Source organism: Stenotrophomonas sp. HMSC10F07 (genome assembly GCF_001807895.1).
GTDB classification, from domain to species: Bacteria; Pseudomonadota; Gammaproteobacteria; order Xanthomonadales; family Xanthomonadaceae; genus Stenotrophomonas; species Stenotrophomonas sepilia.
Map to the genome: position 1 here is coordinate 1 of NZ_KV791439.1, position 22,956 is coordinate 22,956.

A 22,956-nucleotide genomic window follows, 5' to 3' on the forward strand; every position below is an offset into this window, starting at 1 on the left:
GGCATGGATGCCGCGGCCAAGCCCCCATGGATGGATTTACGGCGTCCCCTGCCACCGGACCCTCCCCGCCAACGCTCAGGAAATCAGCATTTGCTTTTGCTCTGGCTCTTGGCGGGTGCAGGGCAGCAGCCTTGCCGCCCCCTCAACCCCCGATTTGACGCACTGCGCAAGAATGCGCTAATGTACTAACGCGCTATTACATTGATGCATGGAAACGACCCCCGTGAAAGCCCGCCCCGAGATTGCCGCCAAAGATCCGAAGGCCGACCTGGAATCCTTGGCCCTGGCCTTTGCCGCCCTGCGCGAGCCGGAGCAGGTGGAAGCCTTCCTGCGCGACTTGTGCACTCCGGCCGAACTGGAAGCCATGGCCGACCGCTGGAAGGTGGTGCCGTTGCTGCAGCAGGGCGTGCCGTACCGCGAGATCCACGAGCGCACCGGGGTCAGCGTGACCACCACCGGACGGGTGGCGCGCACGCTCGAGCACGGCCATCGAGGCTATGCCGCTGCCATCGACCGCCTTGCTTCGCGCTGATCCGCGCCCCGTTCCGAACTTCGAGACCTCCCCCATGAGTGCAACCCAGGCAGCGCCGGCACGAGACCGGCTGCGTATCGCCATCCAGAAGAGTGGCCGGCTGGCCGAGCCCGCCCGTAACCTGCTCAGCGCCTGTGGCCTGAGCTGGCGCGAAAGCCGCGACAAGCTGTTCTGCTACGGCGAATCGCTGCCGGTGGACCTGCTGCTGGTGCGCGACGACGACATCCCCGGCCTGATCGCCGACGGCGTCTGCGACCTCGGCATCGTCGGCCGCAACGAGCTGGACGAACAGGCCGCGGCACGCCGCCAGGTCGGCCTGCCGGACGCCTATCAGGCGCTGCGCGGGCTGGGCTTCGGCCAGTGCCGGCTGATGCTGGCGGTGCCGGAGGAATGGCAGTGGCAGGGTCCGGCGCAGCTGGCCGGCACCCGCATCGCCACCAGCTACCCGGCCATCCTCACGCAGTGGCTGGCGGAGCAGGGGGTGGACGCACAGGTGGTCGAGCTGTCCGGTTCGGTGGAAATCGCCCCGCGTCTGGGCACCGCCGACCTGATCTGCGATCTGGTGTCCAGCGGCGCCACCCTGCGCGCCAATCAGCTGACCCCGGTGCACAACCTGCTCGACAGCGAGGCGGTGCTGGCCGGTGCAGTACGGGTGCCCGATGATGCACGTGCATCGCTGCGCGCGATGCTGCTGCGCCGCCTCGATGGCGTGGTGCAGCGCCAGGACCGCAAGCTGCTGATGTTCCGCGCCAGCGAGGATCGTGTCGACGCGCTGGCGCAGTTGCTGGCCGATGCCGAGCCGCTGGTGCGGTTGCCGGCCGATGGCGGTGCGCTGCGCCTGCAGACCATGTGCCCCGGCCCGCTGAGCTGGCAGCGCATGGAGGAACTCGAGCGCGCGGGTGCGCAGGGCCTGATGGTACTGAGCGTGGAGCGGTCGCTGGCATGAACCGTCTGATCTGGTCCCGACTTGATGAGGCCGCGCGCAGCGCGGCATTGACCCGCCCGGTGCAGGCCGTGGCGCAGCAGACCCGCGATGCCGTGACGGCCCTGATCGCGCAGGTGCGTGCACAGGGCGACGATGCGCTGCGTGCGATCACCGCGCGCTTCGATGGTGTCGAGCTGGCCTCGTTTGAAGTCTCCGAAGCCGAGTTCGCCGCTGCTGAAGCGGCCGTGCCCGCCGAACTGCGCCAGGCGATGGTGGACGCCGCCGAGCGCATCGCGCGCTTCCACGCCGCCGGCATGGGTAAAGGCTATGCAGTTGAAACCGCGCCGGGCGTGGTCTGCGAACGCATGCTGCGCCCGATCGGCCGGGTGGGCCTGTACGTACCTGCTGGCAGCGCGCCATTGCCGTCCACCGCGTTGATGCTGGGCGTTCCGGCGCAGTTGGCCGGTTGCCCGCAGGTGGTGCTGTGCACGCCGCCGCGCGCCGACGGCAGCGCCGATCCGGCAGTGCTGGTAGCCGCGCGCCTGACCGGCGTGCAGCGCGTGTTCAAGTTGGGCGGCGCGCAGGCGATCGCCGCGATGGCCTATGGCACCGCCAGCGTTCCGGCCTGCGACAAGCTGTTCGGGCCCGGCAACAGCTTCGTCACCGAAGCCAAGCAGCAGGTCGCGCAGGAGGGCGCCGCCGCCATCGATATGCCGGCCGGTCCCTCCGAAGTGCTGGTGATTGCCGACGCTGGCGCCAATCCGGCGTTCGTCGCCGCCGACCTGCTGTCGCAGGCCGAGCACGGCCCGGATTCACAGGTGCTGCTGTTGACCGACGATGCCGCGATGCTGGCCGCGGTCGAGGTTGAGGTCGAGCGCCAGGTGGCCCTGCTGCCGCGCCAGCAGATTGCGCGGCAGGCGCTGTCAGCGTCGCGCCTGATCCAGGTTGATTCGTTGGACGAGGCCTTCGCGATCAGCAACCGCTATGCGCCCGAACACCTGATTCTGGCGCTGCGTGAACCGCGCGATTGGCTGGACAAGGTGCAGGCGGCCGGCTCGGTGTTCCTCGGCGACTACACCCCCGAAGCACTGGGTGACTACTGCAGCGGCACCAACCACGTGCTGCCCACCGCCGGCGCCGCGCGTGCTTACAGCGGCGTGAGCGTTGCCAGTTTCCAGAACCTGATCAGCGTGCAGAGCGCCAGTGCCGCCGGCCTGGCCGCGATCGGCGGCTGCGCGCGCATCATCGCCAGCGCCGAAGGCCTGGATGCCCACGAGCGTGCGGTGGCATTGCGCATGGAGGTGGCGGCATGAGCGCGGCTGTCGAGGAGGTGCTGGCGCTGGTGCGCCCGGATCTGCAGGCGTTCGCCGGCTACAGCTCGGCACGCAGCGCAGCGGTGCAGGGCGAGGTCTGGTTGAACGCCAACGAGTCCGCCTGGGCCAATACGGCCGACGCGGCTGGCAGCAGCCGGCGCTATCCGGAGCCGCAACCGTTGGCGTTGCGCGAAGGCTTGGCGGCGCTGTACGGCGTGACGCCACAGCAGCTGCTGGTCGGCCGCGGCAGCGACGAGGCCATTGATCTGCTGGTGCGCGCGCTGTGCGTGCCGGGCCGCGACGGCGTGGTGGTCACGCCGCCGGTGTTCGGCATGTACGCCGTCTGCGCACGCCTGCAGGGCGCTGCATTGATTGAAGTGCCGCTGGTGGACAGCGAAGATGGCCTGCGTGCCGATCTGGATGCGGTGATCGACGCGGCCAAGGCGCAAGGTGCCAAGCTGGTGTTCCTGTGCGCCCCGTCGAACCCGGCCGGCAGTGACATCGCCCTGGACGAAGTCGAGCGGGTGGTGGTGGCGCTGCGCGGGCAAGCACTGGTGGTGGTGGATGAGGCCTATGTCGAGTACGCGCAGCGTCCGTCGGCGACCACGCTGCTGGCCGCGAACCCGAATCTGGCGGTGCTGCGCACGCTGTCGAAGGCGCACGCTCTTGCCGCCGCCCGCGTTGGCACCCTGATCGCCGCCCCGGAGCTGATTGCCGTGCTGCGCCGCTGCCAGGCGCCGTACCCGGTGCCGACGCCATGCGCGGAACTGGCGGTGCAGGCGCTGCAACCCGCCGCGCTGACCATCACCGCCGAGCGCGTAGCCACGGTGATTGCCGAGCGCGAACGCCTGCGCGAGGCGCTGCCGGGCCTGCCCGGCGTGCGTCGCGTCTACCGCTCATCCGGCAACTACCTGCTGGTTCGCTTCGCCGATGCGCAGGCCGCGTTCGATACGCTGCTGGCTGTGGGCGTGGTGGTGCGCGACCAGCGCGCCGCGCCGCAGTTGGGTGATGCACTGCGCATCAGTATCGGCAGTCCCGAAGAGAACGACCGCGTGCTTGCGGCCCTGTCGGCGCGGAGGGCCGCAGCATGACCCCGATCCTGTTCATCGACCGCGACGGTACCCTCATCGAGGAGCCGTCCGACTTCCAGATCGACGCCTACGAGAAGCTGCGCTTCGTGCCGCAGGTGATCCCGGCGCTGCTGAAGCTGCGTGATGCCGGCTACCAGTTCGTGATCGTCACCAACCAGGATGGCCTGGGCAGCGACAGCTACCCACGCGCCAGCTTCGATGGCCCCAACGACCTGATGCTGCAGATCTTCGAGAGCCAGGGCATCACCTTCCGTGACGTGCTGATCGACTGCAGTTGGCCGCAGGACAACGCGCCCACGCGCAAGCCGGGCATCGGCCTGATGACCGCCTACCTGCAGGACCGCAGCATCGACTGGGCGCGTTCGGGCATGGTGGGGGACCGTATCACCGACCTGCAGTTCGCCGACAACCTCAACATCCGTGGCTTCCAGCTGCGCACCGAACAGTTCGGTGGCGAATGGAACTGGCCGGGCATCGCCCATGCGCTGGCCGACGCGCCGCGTACTGCCGTGGTCCAGCGCAACACCAAGGAGACGAAGATCCGGGTTGAACTCGATCTGGACCGTGCCGGTGATGCGCGCATCGCCACCGGACTGCCCTTCTTCGACCACATGCTGGAACAGATCGGCAAGCACGGCGGGTTCGCGCTGGACATCCAGGCCGAGGGCGACCTGCACATCGACGAGCACCACACCATCGAGGACACCGGGCTGGCGCTGGGTCAGGCCCTGCGCGAGGCGCTGGGCGACAAGCGCGGCATCGGCCGCTACGGCTTCACCCTGCCGATGGACGAGACCCTGGCCAGCGCTGCGCTGGACTTCAGCGGCCGCCCGTACTTCGTGTTCGAGGGCGAGTTCAAGCGCGAGCGGGTGGGCGACATGCCGACCGAGCTGGTGCCGCACTTCTTCCGTTCGCTGTGCGATGCCAGTGGCCTGAACCTCAACCTGCAGGTACGCGGCGACAACGATCACCACAAGGTGGAGGCCTGCTTCAAGGCGCTGGCGCGCGCACTGCGCCCGGCGCTGGCCCGGCAGGGCACGGCACTGCCGAGCACCAAGGGGGCATTGTGAGCGACGTCGCGCTGATCGATGCCGGAGGTGCCAACCTGGGCTCGGTGCGCTACGCACTGGAGCGCCTGGGCGCGACAGTGCGGCTGGTGCGCGATGCGGAAGGCCTGGTGGGGGCTCGGCGGGTGATCCTGCCCGGCGTCGGCGCCGCCAGCCCCGGCATGCAGCGCCTGCACGCGCAGGGCCTGGTGGAGCCGTTGCAGCGGCTGGAGGTGCCGCTGATGGGCATCTGTCTTGGCATGCAGTTGCTGTTCGAACGCTCCGAGGAAGCGGGCGTAGAAACACTGGGACTGATTCCGGGCGTGGTGCGCAAGCTGGTGCCGGCCTGTGGCATCCGCGTGCCGCACATGGGCTGGAACCGGCTGCTGCCGCTACGGGAGTCGCTGCTGTTGCAGGGTGTGCCGGAGCGCGCCAGCGCCTATTTCGTGCACAGCTATGCGGCGCCGCTGAATGCCCACACCGTCGCGGCGTGCGACCACGGTGGGCTGTTCACTGCCGTGGTGGAGCAGGGGCGCTACTACGGCGCTCAGTTCCATCCCGAGCGCTCCGGCGAGACCGGCTCGCTGATGCTGCGCAACTTCCTTGAGGGCACTGCTGCATGAGTTTCATCGTCTACCCCGCGCTGGATATCCGCGATGACCGCGTGGTGCGGCTGCGCCAGGGCGACTACGCGCAGGAAACCTCCTACGGCGACGATCCGCTGCCGCGCGCGCAGGCCTTCGCCGCACAGGGCGCGCAGTGGATGCATCTGATCGACCTGGATGCTGCACGCGCAGGTGGCTATACGCTGGCACCGCTGCTGGCGGCGATCCGCGCGCAGACGCCGCTGCAGGTGCAGACCGGTGGTGGCGTGCGTGGCCGCGACGATGTGGCGCGCATGCTTGATGCTGGCGCCGGTCGCGTGGTGGTCGGCTCGCTGGCGGTGCGCCGCCCCGATGAAGTGGTCGGCTGGCTGGAGGAATTTGGCGCCGAGCGCATCACGATTGCGCTGGACGCGCGCCAGGACGCACAGGGGCAGTGGCAGCTGCCGGTGCACGGCTGGACCGAGAACGCCGGGGTGACCCTGGATGACCTGGCCCAGCGCTACGCGCGCGCCGGCATGCGCCACCTCTTGTGCACCGACATCGCCCGCGACGGCATGCTGGCCGGGCCCAATATCGGCCTCTACCAGCACCTGTCGGCATTGCTACCGGGGGTGGCGGTGCAGGCGTCCGGCGGCATCCGTGACGTGGCCGATGTGGCCGAGGCGCGTGCCGCTGGCTGCGGTGGTGCGATTCTCGGCAAGGCACTGCTGGAGCAGCGCATGGACCTGGCGGAGGCGCTGGCATGTTGAGCCGCCGCATCATTCCCTGCCTTGACGTGCGCGATGGCCGCGTGGTGAAGGGCGTGCGCTTCCGCGATCACGTCGACATGGGCGACATCGCCGAGCTGGCGCAGCGCTACCGCGACCAGGGTGCCGACGAGCTGGTGTTCTATGACATCGGCGCCAGCCCCGAGGCGCGTTCGGTGGACGTGGCGTGGATCGAGCGCATCGCGCGCCTGATCGACATTCCGTTCTGCGTGGCCGGTGGCATCGACAGCGTGGAAGCCGCGCGTCGCGTGTTGTTCGCCGGTGCCGACAAGGTGTCGATCAACTCGCCTGCGCTGGGCCGCCCGGAGCTGATCACCGAACTGGCCGACGAGTTCGGCGTGCAGTGCGTGGTGGTGGGTGTCGACTCGGTACGTGAAGCGGACGGCCAGTGGCGGGTGCGCCGTTTCAGTGGCGACCCTGACAAGACCCAGGCGGTACCGCTGCGTACCCTGGACTGGATCGTCGAAGCTCAACGGCGTGGCGCTGGCGAGATCGTGCTGAACTGCATGGACAGCGACGGCGTGCGCCGTGGCTACGATGTCGTGCAGCTGCAGCAGGCGCGGGCCCTGTGCCAGGTGCCGCTGATCGCCTCCGGTGGCGCCGGTGCGATGGAGCACTTCGCCGAAGCCTTTGACCAGGCCGACGTCGACGGCGCGTTGGCAGCCAGCGTGTTCCACAGCGGTGCCATCGCCATTCCGGAATTGAAGCGCTACCTGCGAGCACAGCAGATCGAGGTGCGGGATGTCTATTGAAGTGAGGCCATCGCTGGATGCGCTGCAGGCGCTGGACTGGGGCAAGGGCGACGGCCTGCTGCCGGCCGTGGTGCAGGATGCCGATACCCTGCAGGTGCTGATGCTGGGCTATGTCAGCGCCGAATCGCTGGCCGCCACGCTGGCCATCGGCCACATGACCTTCTTCAGCCGCAGCAAGCAGCGGTTGTGGACCAAGGGCGAGCAGTCCGGCAACGTCCTGGCGGTGCAATCGATCAGTGTCGACTGCGATGCCGACACGCTGCTGGTGATGGCACGCCCGGCGGGGCCAACCTGCCACACGGGTGCGGAGAGCTGTTTCGACCAGGCGCCGAAGGACTTCCTGGGCGGGCTGGACCAGCTGGTGGCGATGCGTGAGGCGCAGCGCCCGCCGGGCAGCTACACCACCAGCCTGTTCGAGGGCGGCATCCGCCGCATCGCACAGAAGGTGGGCGAGGAGGGCGTGGAGACCGCCCTGGCGGCGGTGGCGCAGGATGACGAGGCGTTGCTGGGCGAGGCCTCGGACCTGCTGTACCACCTGCTGGTACTGCTGCGCGCGCGCGGTCTGTCGCTGGACGATGCGCGGGCGGTGCTGGAAAAACGCCATCGTTGAAGCGTGGTAGTGCCGGCCGCTGGCCGGCAACCTCATCATCTTCGGGCATCGAGGGGTTGCCGGCCAGCGGCCGGCACTACCCGCCGGCAATGCAGCCGAGCGTGGCTCGGCTCTACAATACCGCGTCTCTTTCTGCCGGATGCCTCCCATGAAACTGCCTGCCGCCTGGCTGTGCTGCCTGTTGCTGACCTCGCCGGCCTGGGCTGCGGACACCGTGGTCACCGGCAAGGTCTATCTGGAGCGTGACGGCAAGCCGGGCCGCGGTGCGACCGATCCGGGCCTGGCCGGGGTGCAGGTCTCCAACGGCGAGACGATAGTCAAGACCGCCGCCGATGGCAGCTACAGCCTTCCGGTGCGTGACGGCCAGACCGTGTTCGTGATCAAGCCCGATGCGTATTCGTTCCCGAAGGCGACAGACGGCCTGCCTTCGTTCTGGCGCCACTTCCGCCCGAACGGCTCGCCGGCGCTGAAGTACGGCGGCATCGCCGCCACCAGCGATGTCACCCGCAACTGGGATTTCGCGCTGCAGTCGGATCGCCATGACAGCCGTCGCGGCTTCCAGATGCTGGTCTTCACCGACTCCCAGACCGCCAGCCTGAAGGACATCGGTTACTACCAGCAGTCGATCGTGTCGCCGCTGATCGGCCAGACCAAGGCGCGCATGGGCACCACCCTGGGTGACATCGTCAACGACGATCTGACCCTGTATCCGGCAATCAACAAGGTCACCACGTCGCTGGGCGTGCCGTGGTTCCATGTGCCGGGCAATCACGACCTCGATTTCGATGCAGCCAGCGACGAGCATTCGCTGGACAGCTGGCGCAACATCTACGGCCCGGACACCTACGCGGTGGAAGAGGGCGGTGCCAGTTTCGTGTTCCTCGACGACGTGGTGTATGACCCCAACGCAAGGCCGAAGTATGTCGGTGGCCTGCGCGAAGACCAGTTCGCTTTCCTTGCCAGCTACCTGAAAGGCCTGCACAAGGACCGCCTGCTGGTGCTGGGCATGCACATCCCGCTGTTCGACGCCGCGCCGGGGCGCGAGACCTTCCGTCATGCTGACCGCCAGCGCCTGTTCGACCTGCTGAAGGACTTCCGCAACGTGCTGGTGCTCAGCGGGCACAGCCACACCCAGCAGCACGTCTACCACGGCAAGGCCGACGGCTGGAACGGTGACAAGCCGCTGCACGAATACAACGTCGGTGCCAACTGCGGCGCATTCTGGTCCGGGGTGAAGGATGCCGCCGGCGTGCCGGACAGCGCCATGAGTGATGGCACGCCAAAGGGCTACGCGTTGCTGGACGTCGCCGGCAATGGCAGCTACAAACTGCAGTACCGCGTGGCCGGCAAGCCGGCCAGCGAGCAGATCGGCCTGCATGCACCGAAGGTGCTGCGCCAGGGGGCCTATCCGGCGTGGGGTGTCTACGCCAACGTCTACATGGGCGAGGACGCCAGCGTGGTCGAGTACCGCGTCGATGGCGGTGCCTGGCAGCCGATGAAGCAGGTCAGTCAGCCCGATCCGCGCCTGATGGTGGAGAACGTGGCTGACGATCTGGCTGACAGCCTGCGCGGCTACGACCGTTCGCCGGAGGCCACCGCGTCGCCGCACCTGTGGCGTGGCGCGCTGCCGACAGACCTGGCAGTGGGCAGTCACAAGGTCGAAGTACGCTCTACCCAGCCTGATGGTGCAGTATTCACCGCCACCACCCGCTACAGCCTGCAGACGGCACAGCCCTGATCCCCCGCATCTCCGCTCCAGCGAAAGGACCCCGCATGGATATCCGCTTCATGGCCGGCACCACGCCAGTCACCCTCAGCCGCCACTGGTTCACCGGCGCGATGCTGCTGCAGAGCGCCACCGAGAAGGTCTGGGTGCAGCATCCGCTGCATCCGGGCACCCACTTCTCGTTCTCGCTGGTACAGTCGTGGCTGCGCCACATCGCCGGCCATGAGGTGCTGGTCGAGCGCACCCGGCCGCTGTTGTTCGCCGGCTTCCGCCCGCAGCGCCTGCGCGTGCTGGTGGATGGTGTGCAAGTGGCCGAACAGGAAGGCATGTAGTCCAACCTGAACCGCCGGCGCGCTAGGCAAAGCCGCCCCGATGCCTGAGAATCGGGGCGATTCAATCGATCCAAGCAGGCCAGCGTGACCATCGCAGCAGCGTCCCCGGTTTCCACCGACTCCGCCCGCGGCGGTCTTCCGCGCAGTCTCGTTGTCGCCGATGTCGGCGGCACCTTCGCCCGTTTGGCGCTGGCTGAAACGCAACCCGGCCAGGCACCACTGCTGGGCAGCCATCGCACCTATGCCTGCGCCGAGCATCCGAGCCTGTCGGCGATCCTTGCGGATTTCACCGCAGGCCTCGGCCAGCCGGTAGAGGCCGCCGTGGTCGCCATCGCCGGCCTGCTCGATGGCGATGTGCTGATCAATTCCAACCTGCCATGGACGGTCTCGCTGTCGGCCACGCGGGTGCAGTCCGGGCTGCATGAGCTGCAGTTGATCAATGATTTTGAAGCGGTGGCGTTGGCCATTCCTTACCTGCAGCCTGACACCTTGGTGCCGCTCAATGGCGATGCTGACCCGGCGCAGGCGTTCCCGGCGCTGGTGCTGGGCGCCGGTACCGGCCTGGGTGCAGCATTGCGCTTTGCCGACGGCGAGCGTCCGGTGCTGGCCAGCGAGATCGGCCATGCCGCGCTCGGCGCCGGCAACGCGCTGGAACTGCAGGTGCTGGGCAAGCTGCTGCAGCGCTGGACGCACGTGGACAACGAGCGCGTGCTGTCCGGCAGTGGCCTGATGAACCTGTATCCGTGCCTGTGCGAACTGCGCGGTGTCACCCCGGTGTGGGGCAGCACCGAGGCACTGATCGGCGCCGCGCGCAGCGGCGAGGATGCGCTGGCCGTGGAAACGCTGCAGGTGTTCTGTGCCTGGCTGGGCAGCCTGGCCGGCGACGCAGCGATCGCGGTGGGTGCGCGTTCGGTGTACCTGGCCGGGGGCATTTCTGCGCATGTGCAGGATTTCCTGGCCGATGGCCGCTTCCGTGAGCGCTTCCTCAACAAGGGCGTGCTGACCGAGGTACTGCGCCAGGTGCCGGTATGGCGCGTGGAGCATGGCCAGCTGGGCGTTCTCGGCGCAGCGGTCTGGTACGCCGCACGGCAGCCCACGCAAGACTGATCGGCGTGGCCGGCATCGGGCCGGCCGTGCATTGCAGACTGGGAGGGGAAGATGGTGGATCGCAGGCAGTTCCTGCAGGCCGGCGCACTGGCTGCAGGCATGGTGGCCTTGCCGGGCGTGCAGGCGCGCACGCAGGGTGGGGCCAAGGTGGTTTCGACCTGGGACTTCGGCGTGCCGGCCAACCAGGCCGCATGGAAGGTGCTGGCGCAGGGCGGCAGCGCACTGGATGCGGTGGAAGCGGGCGCACGCTGGGCTGAGAGCGAGCTGTGCAACCCTACCGTCGGTCATTGCGGCAACCCGGATCGCGACGGCGTGCTGAGCCTGGACGCGAGCATCATGGATGGCGATGGCCGTTGTGGCGCAGTGGCTGCGCTGGTCGACATCCTGCATCCGGTGTCGGTGGCCCGCAAAGTGATGGAAAACAGCCCGCACGTGCTGCTGGTGGGCGAGGGCGCGCAGCAGTTCGCGGTGCAGCAGGGTTTTGAACGCAGGCACCTGCTGACGCCGCAGGCCGAAGCGGCCTGGCGCGAGTGGCTGAAGACCGAGAAGTACCAGCCGCAGATCAATGCCGAGCGTCGTAGTATTCCTGGCAACAGCGACAACCACGACACCATCGGCATGCTGGCGCTGGATGCCCGCGGTAACCTGGCCGGCGCCTGCACCACCAGCGGCATGGCCTGGAAGCTGCACGGCCGGGTCGGCGACAGCCCGATCATCGGTGCCGGCCTGTATGTCGACAACGAAGTGGGCGCGGCCACTGCCTCGGGCGTGGGCGAGGAGATGATCCGCAATGCGGCCTCGTTCCTGGTGGTCGAGCTGATGCGCCAGGGGCGCTCGCCGGCGCAGGCCTGCCGCGAAGCGATCGATCGCGTTGTGCGCAAGCGCCCCGAAGCGAGCAAGACGCTGCAGGTGTGCTTCCTGGCCATGAACAAGCAGGGCGAGGTGGGCGCTTACGCGCTGCATCGCGGCTTCGTCTACGCGGTGTGCGATGCGCAGCGCCAGGATGACCTGCGTGATTCGCCGTCGATCTACACGAGCACCCAGGCGTGAGCACACGGCTGACCCTGGAGATCGCCAGCAACTCGCTGGCCTCGGCGCTGGCCGCCGAGGCCGGCGGCGCCGATCGCATCGAACTGTTCGACAACCTGGCCGAGGGCGGCACCACGCCGTCGTTCGCCAGCATCGCGATCGCCCGCGAACGCCTGTCCATTCCGCTGTTCGTACTGGTGCGCCCGCGCCCGGGCGACTTCCACTACGACGCACTGGAAACCGAACTGATGCTGCGTGACATCGCGCAGTGCCGCGCGCTCGGCTGCGATGGCGTGGTGATCGGTGCGCTGGATGTGCAGGGCGGGATCGATCTGGCGCTGTGCCGTGAACTGGTGCAGGCCGCCGGGCCGCTGCAGGTGACCTTCCATCGCGCCTTCGATGCTGCCCGCGATCTGCCTGCGGCACTTGAGCAGGTGGTTGAGCTGGGTTGCCAGCGCGTGCTGACCTCGGGCGGCCAGGTCAGCGCCGAGGCCGGCGCGGATGTGCTGGCGGGTCTGGTCACCCAGGCGGCGGGACGTATCACGGTGATGGCCGGCGCCGGGCTGGGACCGGCCAACATCGCGGCCGTTGCGCGACGGAGCGGCTGCACCGAACTGCACGCCTCGGCCAAGGGCCTGCGGCGTTCGGCCATGCAGTTCCAGAACCCGGCGCTGCGCGGCTTGGACCCGGACTGGAGCCAGACCGCCACCGCCACCGTGGCCGCACTGCGGCAGGCGCTGGACAGCGCAAGGTAACCCGCTTCTCCTGTAGAGCCGAGCCAACGCTCGGCTGCGCTTTGCGACAGACGACATCAGCCGAGCACGGGCTCGGCTCTACAGTCGCACGCGACAACGCGGACAAAACCGTTCCGCGCGCGATTGTCGCGTTCGTGTCATTGACGTGTGCGCCGTTCTCTCAGCGATGTTGCGCAACCCTTTGATTGTTCTGGATACCGGCAGCCGATAGCGGCATTCCGCCAGCGGTTGCTGCATCGCCGCATGCCCGGCGCGGTTCAGCTGTGCTTTAGTTTGGATCGATCCACAGGGGAGGGGCTGGGACGGTCGTGAACCGATCCCGGTACCCGGATCAGCCGTCGTGCTACGCCACCACCCGTCCGTGCGTCCACACTTTCCAAGAGCAATCACCCATGGCTCAGTCCGTTCGCAAGCGTCGTCACCTGCTGTCCCAGGCACTGGTCCTGGTCCTGTTTCCCCTGGCCGCTGGTGCACAGGAAGCGGCCAGTTCGTCCACCAAGGACTTGGACGCGGTCACCGTTACCGGTTCGCGCATCAAGCGCGCCGCGGTCGAAGGTCCGGCCCCGGTCAACGTGATCACCGCGCAGCAGATCCAGAAAGAGGGCTTCGTGAGCGTGTATGACGCGCTGAAGACGCTCACCGAAGCGACCGGTACCGTCGAAGCCGCCTCGCAGTGGGGTTCGCACACGCCCAATGCCAGCGGGCTGAACCTGCGCGGGATGGGCCCGAACCGCTCGCTGCTGTTGGTCAACGGCCGTCGCGTGGCCGATTACCCGCTGCCGTATGGCGGTGAAACCAATTTCTCCAACTACGGCAACATTCCGGCCGCAGCGGTGGAACGCATCGAAGTACTGACCGGCGGCGCCTCGGCCATCTATGGTTCGGACGCGATCGCCGGCGTGGTCAACGTCATTCTCAAAACCAACTACGACGGCGACGAAGTGCGCGTGCGCGGCGGCACCTCCACCGAAGGCGGGCGCGACACCTGGGACCTGTCATGGGCCGGCGGCAAAACGGGTGACAACTGGAGCGTGACCTATGCGTTGCAGTACACCAAGCGCGATCCGTTGTTCGGCCGCGACCGCCCGCAGATGGACGATGCCGATGATGCGCCGTATGCGTCCTGGAACATGGAGCAGCGCAAGGTCGGCTTCCGTCCCACGGCCGGGCTGGCGCTGATCGATCCGACGACGGGCCAGCGCCTGGCGCCGCCCACCGGTACCTGCGAGAAGTTCGACGGTGAGTACTACACGGCCGATCGACTGGTCTACAACTACGCCGCCAACCGCATCACCAACACCGGCCGCCTGTGCGGCATGAGCGCCGACTACGCCAACTGGCTGCTGACCGGTGGTGCCGAGAACGTGTCCGGCAACCTGTATGCCACCTTCGATTTCAGCAGCGACCTGCAGGCCTGGACCAACCTGGCGGTGTACCGCTCCGAAGCGATCTGGGGCACCAATCCACCCGGCGTCTCGCTGATCGACGATGACAACGGCTACTACTGGGATGCCAACCGCAACCGCCCGATCCTGGGCGTGCGCCAGTTCACCCCGAACGAAGTCGGCGGCCTGGACACCCTGCGCAACACCAACCGCGAGCTGTCATGGGACTGGAGCGCGGGCCTGCGTGGACGCCTTGCCGACCGCTTCGACTGGAGCGCCACGGTGGGCCGTTCCTACTATCGCGTGGAAGAACGGCAGAACGTGGTCGACAAGCAGAAGTCGTACGACTACTTCCTCGGCCCGCGCCTGGGCACCACCGCCAACGGCGAGGCGATCTACGCGCTGAACGAATCGCGCTGGTGGAATCCGCTCACGCCGGACCAGTACTGGCAGATGGGTGCGGTGGCCACGAACCGCGCGTCATCGTGGGTCAACCAGGCCTCGGCGGATATCACCGGCGAACTGTTCCAGGGCTGGGCCGGCCCGATCTCGTTCGCCGCCGTGGCCGAAGTCGCGCAGCAGGGTTATCACCTCAGCCCGGACCCGCGCGCCGGCATCGACTTCGATCTGCAGAACGTCGATCGCGGTGGCGGCGAGCGCACCCGTTACTCGGCCGGCGTCGAGTTCAAGATCCCGCTGCTGGAGAGCGTGACGGCCACCGCGGCCGCCCGCTACGACCGCTATGGCAACTACAAGGCCGATGACAGCAGTGAAGCGCTGGATATCGGCAGCCAGAAGGAGACCACCTGGAACGTCGGCCTGGAATGGCGCCCGGTCGAATCGCTGCTGGTGCGTGGCTCGTACGCCACCAGTTTCCACGCGCCGGACATGCACTATCTGCTGGGCCAGCCGAGCAGTTCCGAAGTGCAGACCTATGACCGTCTGCGCTGCATCCAGAGCGGTGCCTACCTGGTCAACAACTGTGGCGTGGGCAACACCGATGTCTGGTACACCTTCGACGTGAACCGGCGTGGCACGCCGCTGCTGCGTTCGGAAACCGGCGATTCGTGGACGGTCGGCTTCGTCTGGGACGTGATGCCGAACCTGTCGGTCAGCGCCGACTACTGGGCGATCAAGCTGGAAGACATGATCGTCGATGTCGGCGCCGACGAGGTGCTGGCCAGCGAGGCCGGCTGCCTGACGGGCAAGAACATCGATGGCACGCCGTGGGCCAATCCGGCCGGTGGCGATTATTGCGCCGGCATCCTGGCCCGCGTGAACCGTGACAGCAGCGGCCGGCTGGTGTCGATCGAGCGCGGCCCGTTCAACCTGGCCAGCCGGGAAGTGCGCGGTATCGACCTGACTGCACGCTATCGCCTGGAAACCGCGCAGTGGGGCAGCTTCCAGCTGGGCCTGAACTACACCAACCAGATCTCGACCAAGGAACAGCGCTACGCCAACGACCCGAACCCGGAACGGCGCGACCGGGACCTGCGCAGCAAGCTGCGCGCGAGCCTGGCCTGGCAGCGCGGCAACTGGAACGCCAACGTCTATGCCGACCGCGTGGGTTCGGTGCCGGGCGTGCGCTATCACTGGGGCACCGATCGCCTGGACAATCCCGGCGGTTGCCTGCCGTTCGCCGACGGCTACGTGCCCAGTGACAGTCCGTCGCTGAACTGCCTGGAACCGGCACAGCTGCCGGATGGCTCGGTGAACCCGAACCCCAACGCGGGCCAGCAGACCTCGCGCTACTTCGGCCGGGTCGGGCCGTTCATCACCTGGAACGTCAACGTGGGTTACCAGGTGACCGAGCACGCCAAGGTCAATGTCTACGTCAACAACGTGTTCAATTCGGCCAGCTGGAACCACAAGGACCCGTACAAGCTGGACTATGACTTCGCCCCGACCCGGTTGCTGAGCGCGGTCGGCCGCGAGTTCGCATTGGAGTATGTGTTCACCTTCTGAGGAGACCGGCCTCCGCCGGTAGATCCACGCCATGCGTGGATGCGGAAACGGAACACCGGGGGCGGCGCCCCCTTCAGGCATGCGGACAGGCTGGATTTGACCTTCCCACGATGGCAAGGTTTAGTCTGTCCGCATCCAGAAGGAAACCCGGGAATCCGATCATGAGCACGCCGCGCGCCGCTGCCGCCCCCGCCAGCCCCTCCACCATCAGCCTGCCCATCGAGGGCATGACCTGCGCCAGCTGCGTAGGCCGGGTCGAGGCAGCACTGTCCAAGGTCGAGGGCGTGGGCAGTGTCTCGGTGAACCTGGCCACCGAGCGGGCGGACATTCGTCCGTCGGGCCCGGTGGATCGCGCGGCGCTTGTCCAGGCAGTGGAGCGGGTGGGCTATGACGTGCCCGCAGCGACCACCGAACTGGCGGTCGAAGGCATGACCTGCGCTTCCTGCGTGGGCCGTGTCGAACGCGCGCTGTTGGCCGTGCCCGGCGTCAGCCAGGCCAGCGTCAACCTGGCCACCGAGCGCGCCACGGTGCGTGGCATGGCGGACGTGGCTGCGCTGGTCGCCGCGATCGACAAGGCCGGCTATGACGCACGTGTGATCGAGGCGGGTGTGCGGTCCGATGACCAGGCTGCGGAAAAGAAGGATGCCGAGCGCGCCGAACTGAAGCGCGACCTGATCGTGGCGGCCGCGCTGGCACTGCCGGTGTTCGTACTGGAAATGGGCTCGCACCTGATTCCCGGCATGCACGCATGGGTGATGTCCACCCTCGGCATGCAGGCCAGCTGGTACCTGCAGTTCGTGCTGACCGCGCTGGTGCTGGCCATTCCGGGCCGCCGTTTCTACCAGAAGGGGTTCCCGGCGCTGCTGCGGTTGGCGCCGGACATGAATTCGCTGGTGGCGGTGGGCACCGCCGCGGCGTTCGGCTATTCGGTGGTAGCGACCTTTGCACCGCGGCTGCTGCCGCCGGGCACGGTGAACGTCTACTACGAAGCGGCGGCGGTGATCGTCGCGCTGATCCTGCTCGGCCGCTTCCTGGAGGCCCGGGCCAAGGGCCGCACCTCTGAAGCGATCAAGCGCCTGGTCAACCTGCAGGCCAAGGTGGCCCATGTGATCCGTGACGGCCGCGCGGTCGACATCCCGATCAATGAAGTGCAGAGCGGCGACCTGGTGGAAGTGCGCCCGGGCGAGCGCGTGCCGGTGGATGGCGAGGTGGTTGAAGGCCGCAGCTACATCGATGAATCGATGATCAGCGGCGAGCCGATTCCGGTCGAGAAGCTGCCGGGCAGCAGCGTGGTGGGTGGCACGGTCAACCAGAAGGGCGCACTGACGGTGCGGGCCACGGCCGTGGGCGCGCAGACCCTGCTGGCGCAGATCATCCGCATGGTCGAACAGGCGCAGGGCTCGAAGCTGCCGATCCAGGCGGTGGTCGACAAGGTCACGTTGTGGTTTGTGCCGGCGGTGATGCTGGCCGCGCTGGCGACCTTCGCGGTCTGGTTGATCTTCGGTCCATCGCCGGCACTGAGCTTTGCATTGGTCAATGCGGTGGCGGTGCTGATCATTGCCTGCCCGTGCGCGATGGGCCTGGCCACGCCGACCTCGATCATGGTCGGAACCGGTCGTGGCGCCGAAATGGGCGTGCTGTTCCGCAAGGGCGAAGCACTGCAGCTGCTGAAGGACGCGCAGGTGGTGGCGGTGGACAAGACCGGCACGCTGACCGAAGGCCGCCCGCGCCTGACCGACCTGGAGATTGCTGCCGGCTTCGATCGCAACAGGGTTCTGGCGGCAGTGGCCGCGGTGGAGTCGCGCTCGGAGCATCCCATCGCCCGCGCGATTGTTGATGCCGCGACCGGGCAGGGCATCACGTTGCCAGGCATGGTCGACTTCGAATCGGTCACCGGCATGGGCGTGCGGGCCAGTGTCGAGGGTGCACGCGTGGAGGTCGGTGCCGATCGCTTCATGCGCGACCTGGGCGTGGACATCACTGCATTCGCAGCATTGGCGGCGGAACTCGGCACGCAGGGCAAGTCGCCGCTGTATGCCGCCATCGACGGTCGCCTGGCCGCGATCATCGCGGTATCCGATCCGATCAAGCCGAGCACCCCGGCAGCGATCGCGGCACTGCATCGGTTGGGCCTGAAGGTGGCGATGATCACCGGCGACAACGCCGGGACCGCGAAGGCGATCGCGCGCCAGCTCGGCATCGATGAAGTGGTGGCCGAGGTGCTGCCGGAAGGCAAGGTCGAGGCCGTGCGCCGGCTGAAGGCCACGCACGGCCACGTCGCCTTCGTTGGTGACGGCATCAACGATGCGCCAGCACTGGCCGAGGCCGATGTCGGCCTGGCCATCGGCACCGGCACCGATATCGCGGTGGAATCGGCCGACGTGGTGCTGATGTCGGGCAACCTGCAGGGCGTACCCAATGCCATTGCGCTATCGAAGGCGACGTTGGGCAACATCCGGCAGAACCTGTTCTGGGCGTTCGCCTACAACACCGCGTTGATTCCGGTGGCCGCCGGCGTGCTGTACCCGGTCTGGGGCGTGCTGCTGTCGCCGGTGTTCGCGGCCGGTGCGATGGCACTGTCCAGTGTGTTCGTGCTGGGCAACGCACTGCGCCTGCGCCGCTTCCAGCCGCCGATGGCGGATGCCGCCGTTGCGACCCACTGAAGGAGAATCGCATGAATATCGGTGATGCCGCCAAGGCCTCCAGCGTGTCGGCGAAAATGATCCGCTACTACGAACAGATCGGCCTGATTCCTGCGGCGGATAGAACGGAGTCAGGCTATCGGGCGTATTCGCAGGCCGACATCCATCGCCTGCGCTTCATCCGCCGCGCGCGCGATCTCGGCTTCCAGGTGGCCGAGATCGGCGACCTGCTGGGCCTGTGGAACGACACGTCGCGCCACAGTGCTGACGTCAAGCAGCTGGCCGAGCAGCACATCGCCGACCTGGAACAGCGCATCGAGCACATGCGGCAGATGGCCGACACGCTGAAATCGCTGATCCGCTGCTGTGCCGGCGATGAGCGCCCGGAATGCCCGATCCTGCAGCGGCTGGGTGAAGACGATGAGGCCCCGCTGCCGGTCGATGCAGCGAAGACCGGCGCGGTGCGGCGGCGCGCGCGCAAGCGCTGAGTTTCCATGTCGCGTGCAGGAAAAGCCCGCCCAGTGACAGTGCAGGGGGCGGGCTCCGCTGTGGAAGAAAGCAGGGGATCAGGCAGTGCGCGGCGGGAACCCCGCATCGTTCAGCGCGGCGAACACCTGCTCCTGTGATGCGGTGGTCTGCACTTTGACCAGGCCGGTCGGCGGATCGGCCACCACACTGGCGCTGGGATCGATCTGCTGGATCGCGCGGGTCACGCTGCGCGCGCAGCCGCCGCAGGTCATGCCGTCAACATGGAATTCCATCTGTAGCTCCTTCGGTGCTCGTGAGGTGAAACCAGTGTGCACCTTCCAACGATGGCAGGGTCAAGCAGGTGGCTGAACGGCGGTGCAGGCAAATGAAAACGGCAGCCGCCTGTACCAGCGCGGCTGCCGTGGAGGACCATTCCCGCCGGGGCGGGCAAGACTGCGCCGGGCCAGGCCCGGCGCTGCCTCAGAACTTCCAGTTCACGCCGAAATACAGCTGGCGCCCGGCGTACAGATTGGACAGCAGGCGGGCCTGGCTGTCGTTGCCGATGTAGCTGCGCAGCTCGGACTTGGTGGCGTTCAGTACGGCGGCGGTCACCGTCCAGTCCGGGGTGAGGTTGTAGGCCACGTTCAGGTCAAGCTGGCTGTAAGGCTTGGTGTAGGTGGTCATGCCATTGTTCAGGCCGCCGACCACTTCACCACGACGGTTGTACGAGGCGCGCGCCAGGAACTTGTCGTTCTCGTAGAACACCGTAACGTTGGCCTGGTTCTTGGCACTGCCGACCAGCGGCGAGGAACCGATTTCCTCGCCATCCAGCACGATCGAGGCCAGGTTGGTGTCGTTGTAGGTGTAGTTGGCCTGCACGCCCAGTCCGAAGTCGAACGTGTACTGGCCATACAGTTCCACGCCCTGCGACACGCCATCGCGGCCATTGGCCTGGGTCTCGTACTTCTGCACGGTGACCGACTGCCCGCCGACGTTCATCTGCTGGTCGCGCACCACCGGCACGGTGAAGTTGTCCACGTTCTTGCGGAACAGCGAAACACCTGCGACCGCGCCCGGCTTGAAGTACCACTCCAGGCCCAGGTCGAACTGGACCGCCTTGAACGGTTCCAGCGCCTTGTTGCTGCCCGAGCCGTACCAGCCGGGCGTGTCGGTGCCGCCGGTGACGCGGCGGTCGTTGGCGTACTCTTCGCTGATGTAGCGCAGGCCACCGGGATAGGCGATGCTGGTGTAGCTTGGGCGCGCGACCACCTTCGACGCCGCGCCACGCAGCACCAGGTTGTCGGTGATGTCCCAGGCAATGTTGAAGCTGGGCAGCACGTCGGTATAGGTCTTTTCCAGCGACGACAGGGCATACACCTTGTCGCGCACCTGCGGGTCGGGCAGGCGGACGAAGCCACCCTGGCAGCGCAGGTTCGGGTCGGCGGCCGGATCATCGCAGCTCATCGGCGCGCCGCTGGCGTTGTCGACGAAATAGTCGTTGAAGCGCTCGACCGAATCGCTGGACTGGGCGAACTGCTTGGTCCGCACCACGCGCACGCCGATGTTGCCGCGTACCCGCTCAGTGCGGAAGTTGGCCTGGAAGTAGCCGGAATAAATCTTCTCGTTGACGTCGTAGACGAAGTCTTCTTCGGTGCGGTTGTGCGAGCCACCGTAGGTCTTGTTCAGGTAGTCGATGTAGGCCGGGTAGTTGATGCCCGGGAACACGTTGGCGTTGAACGCGCCGGTGATGTTGCTGATCGGGTTGGACAGGAAGAAGCCCGGCTGCGCATCGCCTGCGGTCGGATCGCAACCGGCCTGGTAGCGGTTGTTGTCATAGTCGGACGGATCCAGGCCCGGGCACACCCAATAGGTGTTGCCGGTGTTGCGGTGGACCTTGCCATCGCGGTACTTGGCGCCGAACTGGATCGAATCCAGCCAGCCGGCCTCGAACAGCTTGGTGACGTCGGCCTGGAAGTAGTTCTGCTTGACCTCGGTCTGCATCCACGACGAATCGGTCGAGCCGGTATCGACTTCGGCCACGCCCGCCATCAACTGCTGCTGCAGGTCCGGCGAGAACTGCACCGACGGCGTGCCGGTCAGGTCCCAGGCGGTGTACTGGTTGCCGGACTGCCACTGGTTGCCAACCTTGCGGCGCGGCTTGGCCGACATGCGGAAATTCATCGACGGACCACCTTCGGACCAGGTGCGGCCGCCGGTGAACGAGGCCTTCCACAGCGGGCTGATATCCCAGTCGATGGTCAGGTCGGCGGTCTGCGACAGTGCCTTTTCCTTGCTGTATCCACCGGTGAGCTGCGGAGTGGGGATGGTGCAGTCGTCCGGGCCCCAGCCACCGGGTTCCAGGCCGGCTGCCGCTGCTTCTTCCTCACTGCAGTAATAGGTCTTTCCGGCCAGCTTCTGGTACTGCGCACCCGTGACGATGCTGCCACTCGGGTCGAAATCCAGGCCGTTGAGCAGGCGGCCGCCGGCCCAGTTGCCGTCCTGGTTGTAGCGGGCCAGGTTCCACTCCGGCACCTTCAGCATGTTCTGGGTGTAGTCACCCTGCAGCTCGAAGCGGAAGTAGTTCGCGGTCATCGTGACGTTGTCGACCGGCTTGAACTGGAAGGTCAGCTGGCCGCCCTTGCGCTCGCGCTTTTCTTCCTTCACCGCGAAGTTCACCGAGGTCGGCATGAAGAATTCGCTGTAGTTCTTGCCAGCCTGGTTGTTGAAGCCGGACTGGCCCCACCAGTAGTGGATGCCATCCTGCTCCAGCAGGTTGCCGTTGGCATCGCGGGCCGTGGTGCCATTGCCGTACCACTGGTAGTCCTCGGTGCTGGCTTCCATGGTGCGGGTGGTGCGCTTCTGCTGGGTCACGCCGACGAGGACGCCGAAGCGCTCATCCTTGCTGTGCCACGAGTACAGCGCGGACGCCTGCGGATCGACATCGTGGCTGGTATCGGAGGTGGTGCCCTCCAGGTTCACGTAGCCGGAGTTGGATTCCATGTCCAGCGGGCGGCGGGTATGCAGGATGACCGTGCCGCCGATGCCGCCTTCGTCGATGCGTGCTTCCGGCGACTTGAACAGCTCCGCGCTGGACAACATGTTCGATGGCAGCAGGGTGTAGTTGAAGGAGCGCGTCGCTTCGTTGTTGGTCTCCGACGAGGCGACGAAGTTGCCGTTCAACTGGGTCAGGGTCAGGTCCGGCGCGAGGCCGCGCACACTGACACTCTTGCCTTCGCCACCGCTGCGGGTGATGACCACGCCGGGCACGCGCTGCAGTGCGTCGGCCACGTTCTTGTCGGGGAACTTGCCGACGTCCTCGGCGGTGATCACCTCGACCACCGCGTTGGCGTCGCGCTTCTGCTCGAGGCTCTTTTCAATGGCGTAGCGGTAGCCGGTGACCTGGACGCTGTCCAGGGTGGTGGCGTCCTGCGAGCCGGTGGAAGCGGCCTGTTGCGCGGCGGCGCCACCCGGAATGACGGCGGCGGCCAAGGCCAGCGCGATGGCCAACGACAATGCGTCCTGGCCATGCGTACGTGTTGAATGCTTCATTCCCATCTCTCCCTCTCTCATGGATTGATCCGGTGACGTGGCACGGACAACTTGAATCGATCTAATTTGAAGTGACTTTGTCGCTGTCGCCAGGCAACTGCCAGTGGCGCCGCGCGCGTGGCCTGGTACGTCCTGTTGCTGCTCCCCCAACTCCCGGCCATCGCAGCGTCGTCTTGGATCGATCTAAGCGATGGGCGGGCGATTTTTAGCACGGGTCGCCCGCAGGCGCATGCTGCTGCGCAATATGGTACTGGCGTGGCGAAGGGATGACGGTTTGCTGAAATCAGTGAAATCGTTTTCGTGCGCAGGGGAGGGTGGGTCGGCAGGGCTGCGCCCTGCACCCGCGGTAGTGCCGGC

Annotated in this window: 19 protein-coding genes; 17 read left to right on the forward strand and 2 right to left on the reverse strand. The window is 67.1% G+C overall.

Translation table 11 applies throughout. From position 1 onward, the window contains the following. Window positions 1–208: 208 nt before the first annotated feature. The 17 genes from HMPREF3114_RS16535 (at window position 209) to cueR (ending at window position 19,070) form a co-directional block, all read left to right on the forward strand. A complete protein-coding gene (locus HMPREF3114_RS16535) occupies window positions 209–532 on the forward strand; it encodes a YerC/YecD family TrpR-related protein (protein WP_070490013.1) in 324 nt (107 codons plus the stop codon). Window positions 533–566: 34 nt separating this feature from the next. Beyond that, entirely contained in the window at window positions 567–1,478 is a 912-nt protein-coding gene (hisG, locus tag HMPREF3114_RS16540; protein WP_053499888.1) for an ATP phosphoribosyltransferase, read from the forward strand. Beyond that, entirely contained in the window at window positions 1,475–2,770 is a 1,296-nt protein-coding gene (gene hisD / locus HMPREF3114_RS16545; RefSeq protein ID WP_070490015.1) for a histidinol dehydrogenase, read from the forward strand. The genes hisG and hisD overlap by 4 nt, the downstream gene beginning before the upstream one ends. Then, window positions 2,767–3,861, forward strand: coding sequence for a histidinol-phosphate transaminase (gene hisC, locus HMPREF3114_RS16550; RefSeq protein WP_053499884.1), 1,095 nt, complete (start codon window positions 2,767–2,769; stop codon window positions 3,859–3,861). The genes hisD and hisC overlap by 4 nt, the downstream gene beginning before the upstream one ends. Further along, the gene (hisB, locus tag HMPREF3114_RS16555) at window positions 3,858–4,931 is read left to right on the forward strand and encodes a bifunctional histidinol-phosphatase/imidazoleglycerol-phosphate dehydratase HisB (protein WP_053499882.1); all 1,074 of its coding nucleotides are present in this window, start codon (window positions 3,858–3,860) and stop codon (window positions 4,929–4,931) included. Before hisC ends, hisB begins: the two co-directional genes overlap by 4 nt. Further along, window positions 4,928–5,530, forward strand: a complete 603-nt coding sequence (gene hisH / locus HMPREF3114_RS16560; RefSeq protein WP_053499880.1) for an imidazole glycerol phosphate synthase subunit HisH — start codon at window positions 4,928–4,930, stop codon at window positions 5,528–5,530. Before hisB ends, hisH begins: the two co-directional genes overlap by 4 nt. After that, complete coding sequence (gene hisA, locus HMPREF3114_RS16565; RefSeq protein WP_053499877.1) at window positions 5,527–6,261, forward strand: 1-(5-phosphoribosyl)-5-[(5-phosphoribosylamino)methylideneamino]imidazole-4-carboxamide isomerase; 735 nt, start codon at window positions 5,527–5,529, stop codon at window positions 6,259–6,261. The genes hisH and hisA overlap by 4 nt, the downstream gene beginning before the upstream one ends. After that, on the forward strand, window positions 6,255–7,031 hold the full coding sequence (hisF, locus tag HMPREF3114_RS16570) for an imidazole glycerol phosphate synthase subunit HisF (protein ID WP_053499875.1): 777 nt from the start codon (window positions 6,255–6,257) through the stop codon (window positions 7,029–7,031). The genes hisA and hisF overlap by 7 nt, the downstream gene beginning before the upstream one ends. After that, window positions 7,021–7,641, forward strand: a complete 621-nt coding sequence (gene hisIE, locus HMPREF3114_RS16575; protein ID WP_053499873.1) for a bifunctional phosphoribosyl-AMP cyclohydrolase/phosphoribosyl-ATP diphosphatase HisIE — start codon at window positions 7,021–7,023, stop codon at window positions 7,639–7,641. The genes hisF and hisIE overlap by 11 nt, the downstream gene beginning before the upstream one ends. A 148-nt stretch (window positions 7,642–7,789) precedes the next feature. Beyond that, a complete protein-coding gene (locus tag HMPREF3114_RS16580) occupies window positions 7,790–9,379 on the forward strand; it encodes a calcineurin-like phosphoesterase C-terminal domain-containing protein (RefSeq protein WP_053500446.1) in 1,590 nt (529 codons plus the stop codon). Window positions 9,380–9,414: 35 nt separating this feature from the next. Continuing rightward, window positions 9,415–9,699, forward strand: a complete 285-nt coding sequence (locus HMPREF3114_RS16585) for a hypothetical protein (RefSeq protein WP_005409434.1) — start codon at window positions 9,415–9,417, stop codon at window positions 9,697–9,699. Between the two features lie 84 nt (window positions 9,700–9,783). Next, entirely contained in the window at window positions 9,784–10,806 is a 1,023-nt protein-coding gene (locus tag HMPREF3114_RS16590; RefSeq protein ID WP_053500447.1) for a glucokinase, read from the forward strand. A 51-nt stretch (window positions 10,807–10,857) separates the two neighbouring features. After that, complete coding sequence (locus HMPREF3114_RS16595; protein WP_005416337.1) at window positions 10,858–11,856, forward strand: glycosylasparaginase; 999 nt, start codon at window positions 10,858–10,860, stop codon at window positions 11,854–11,856. Next, the gene (locus HMPREF3114_RS16600) at window positions 11,853–12,590 is read left to right on the forward strand and encodes a copper homeostasis protein CutC (RefSeq protein ID WP_070490017.1); all 738 of its coding nucleotides are present in this window, start codon (window positions 11,853–11,855) and stop codon (window positions 12,588–12,590) included. The genes HMPREF3114_RS16595 and HMPREF3114_RS16600 overlap by 4 nt, the downstream gene beginning before the upstream one ends. 392 nt (window positions 12,591–12,982) lie before the next feature. Beyond that, window positions 12,983–15,940 (forward strand): TonB-dependent receptor plug domain-containing protein, encoded by a 2,958-nt coding sequence (locus tag HMPREF3114_RS16605; protein ID WP_053500452.1) that lies wholly within the window; start codon window positions 12,983–12,985, stop codon window positions 15,938–15,940. Between the two features lie 161 nt (window positions 15,941–16,101). Further along, window positions 16,102–18,603: a heavy metal translocating P-type ATPase gene (locus HMPREF3114_RS16610; RefSeq protein ID WP_053500455.1), complete on the forward strand. Its 2,502-nt coding sequence runs from the start codon at window positions 16,102–16,104 to the stop codon at window positions 18,601–18,603. 11 nt (window positions 18,604–18,614) lie between these two features. Then, window positions 18,615–19,070, forward strand: a complete 456-nt coding sequence (gene cueR / locus HMPREF3114_RS16615) for a Cu(I)-responsive transcriptional regulator (protein ID WP_053500457.1) — start codon at window positions 18,615–18,617, stop codon at window positions 19,068–19,070. 78 nt (window positions 19,071–19,148) lie between these two features. On the opposite strand, the gene HMPREF3114_RS16620 is transcribed toward cueR, so the two are convergent. Beyond that, complete coding sequence (locus HMPREF3114_RS16620; protein WP_005416342.1) at window positions 19,149–19,343, reverse strand: heavy-metal-associated domain-containing protein; 195 nt, start codon at window positions 19,341–19,343, stop codon at window positions 19,149–19,151. Window positions 19,344–19,530: 187 nt separating this feature from the next. After that, window positions 19,531–22,605, reverse strand: a complete 3,075-nt coding sequence (locus HMPREF3114_RS16625) for a TonB-dependent receptor (RefSeq protein ID WP_053500459.1) — start codon at window positions 22,603–22,605, stop codon at window positions 19,531–19,533. Window positions 22,606–22,956 lie beyond the last annotated feature (351 nt).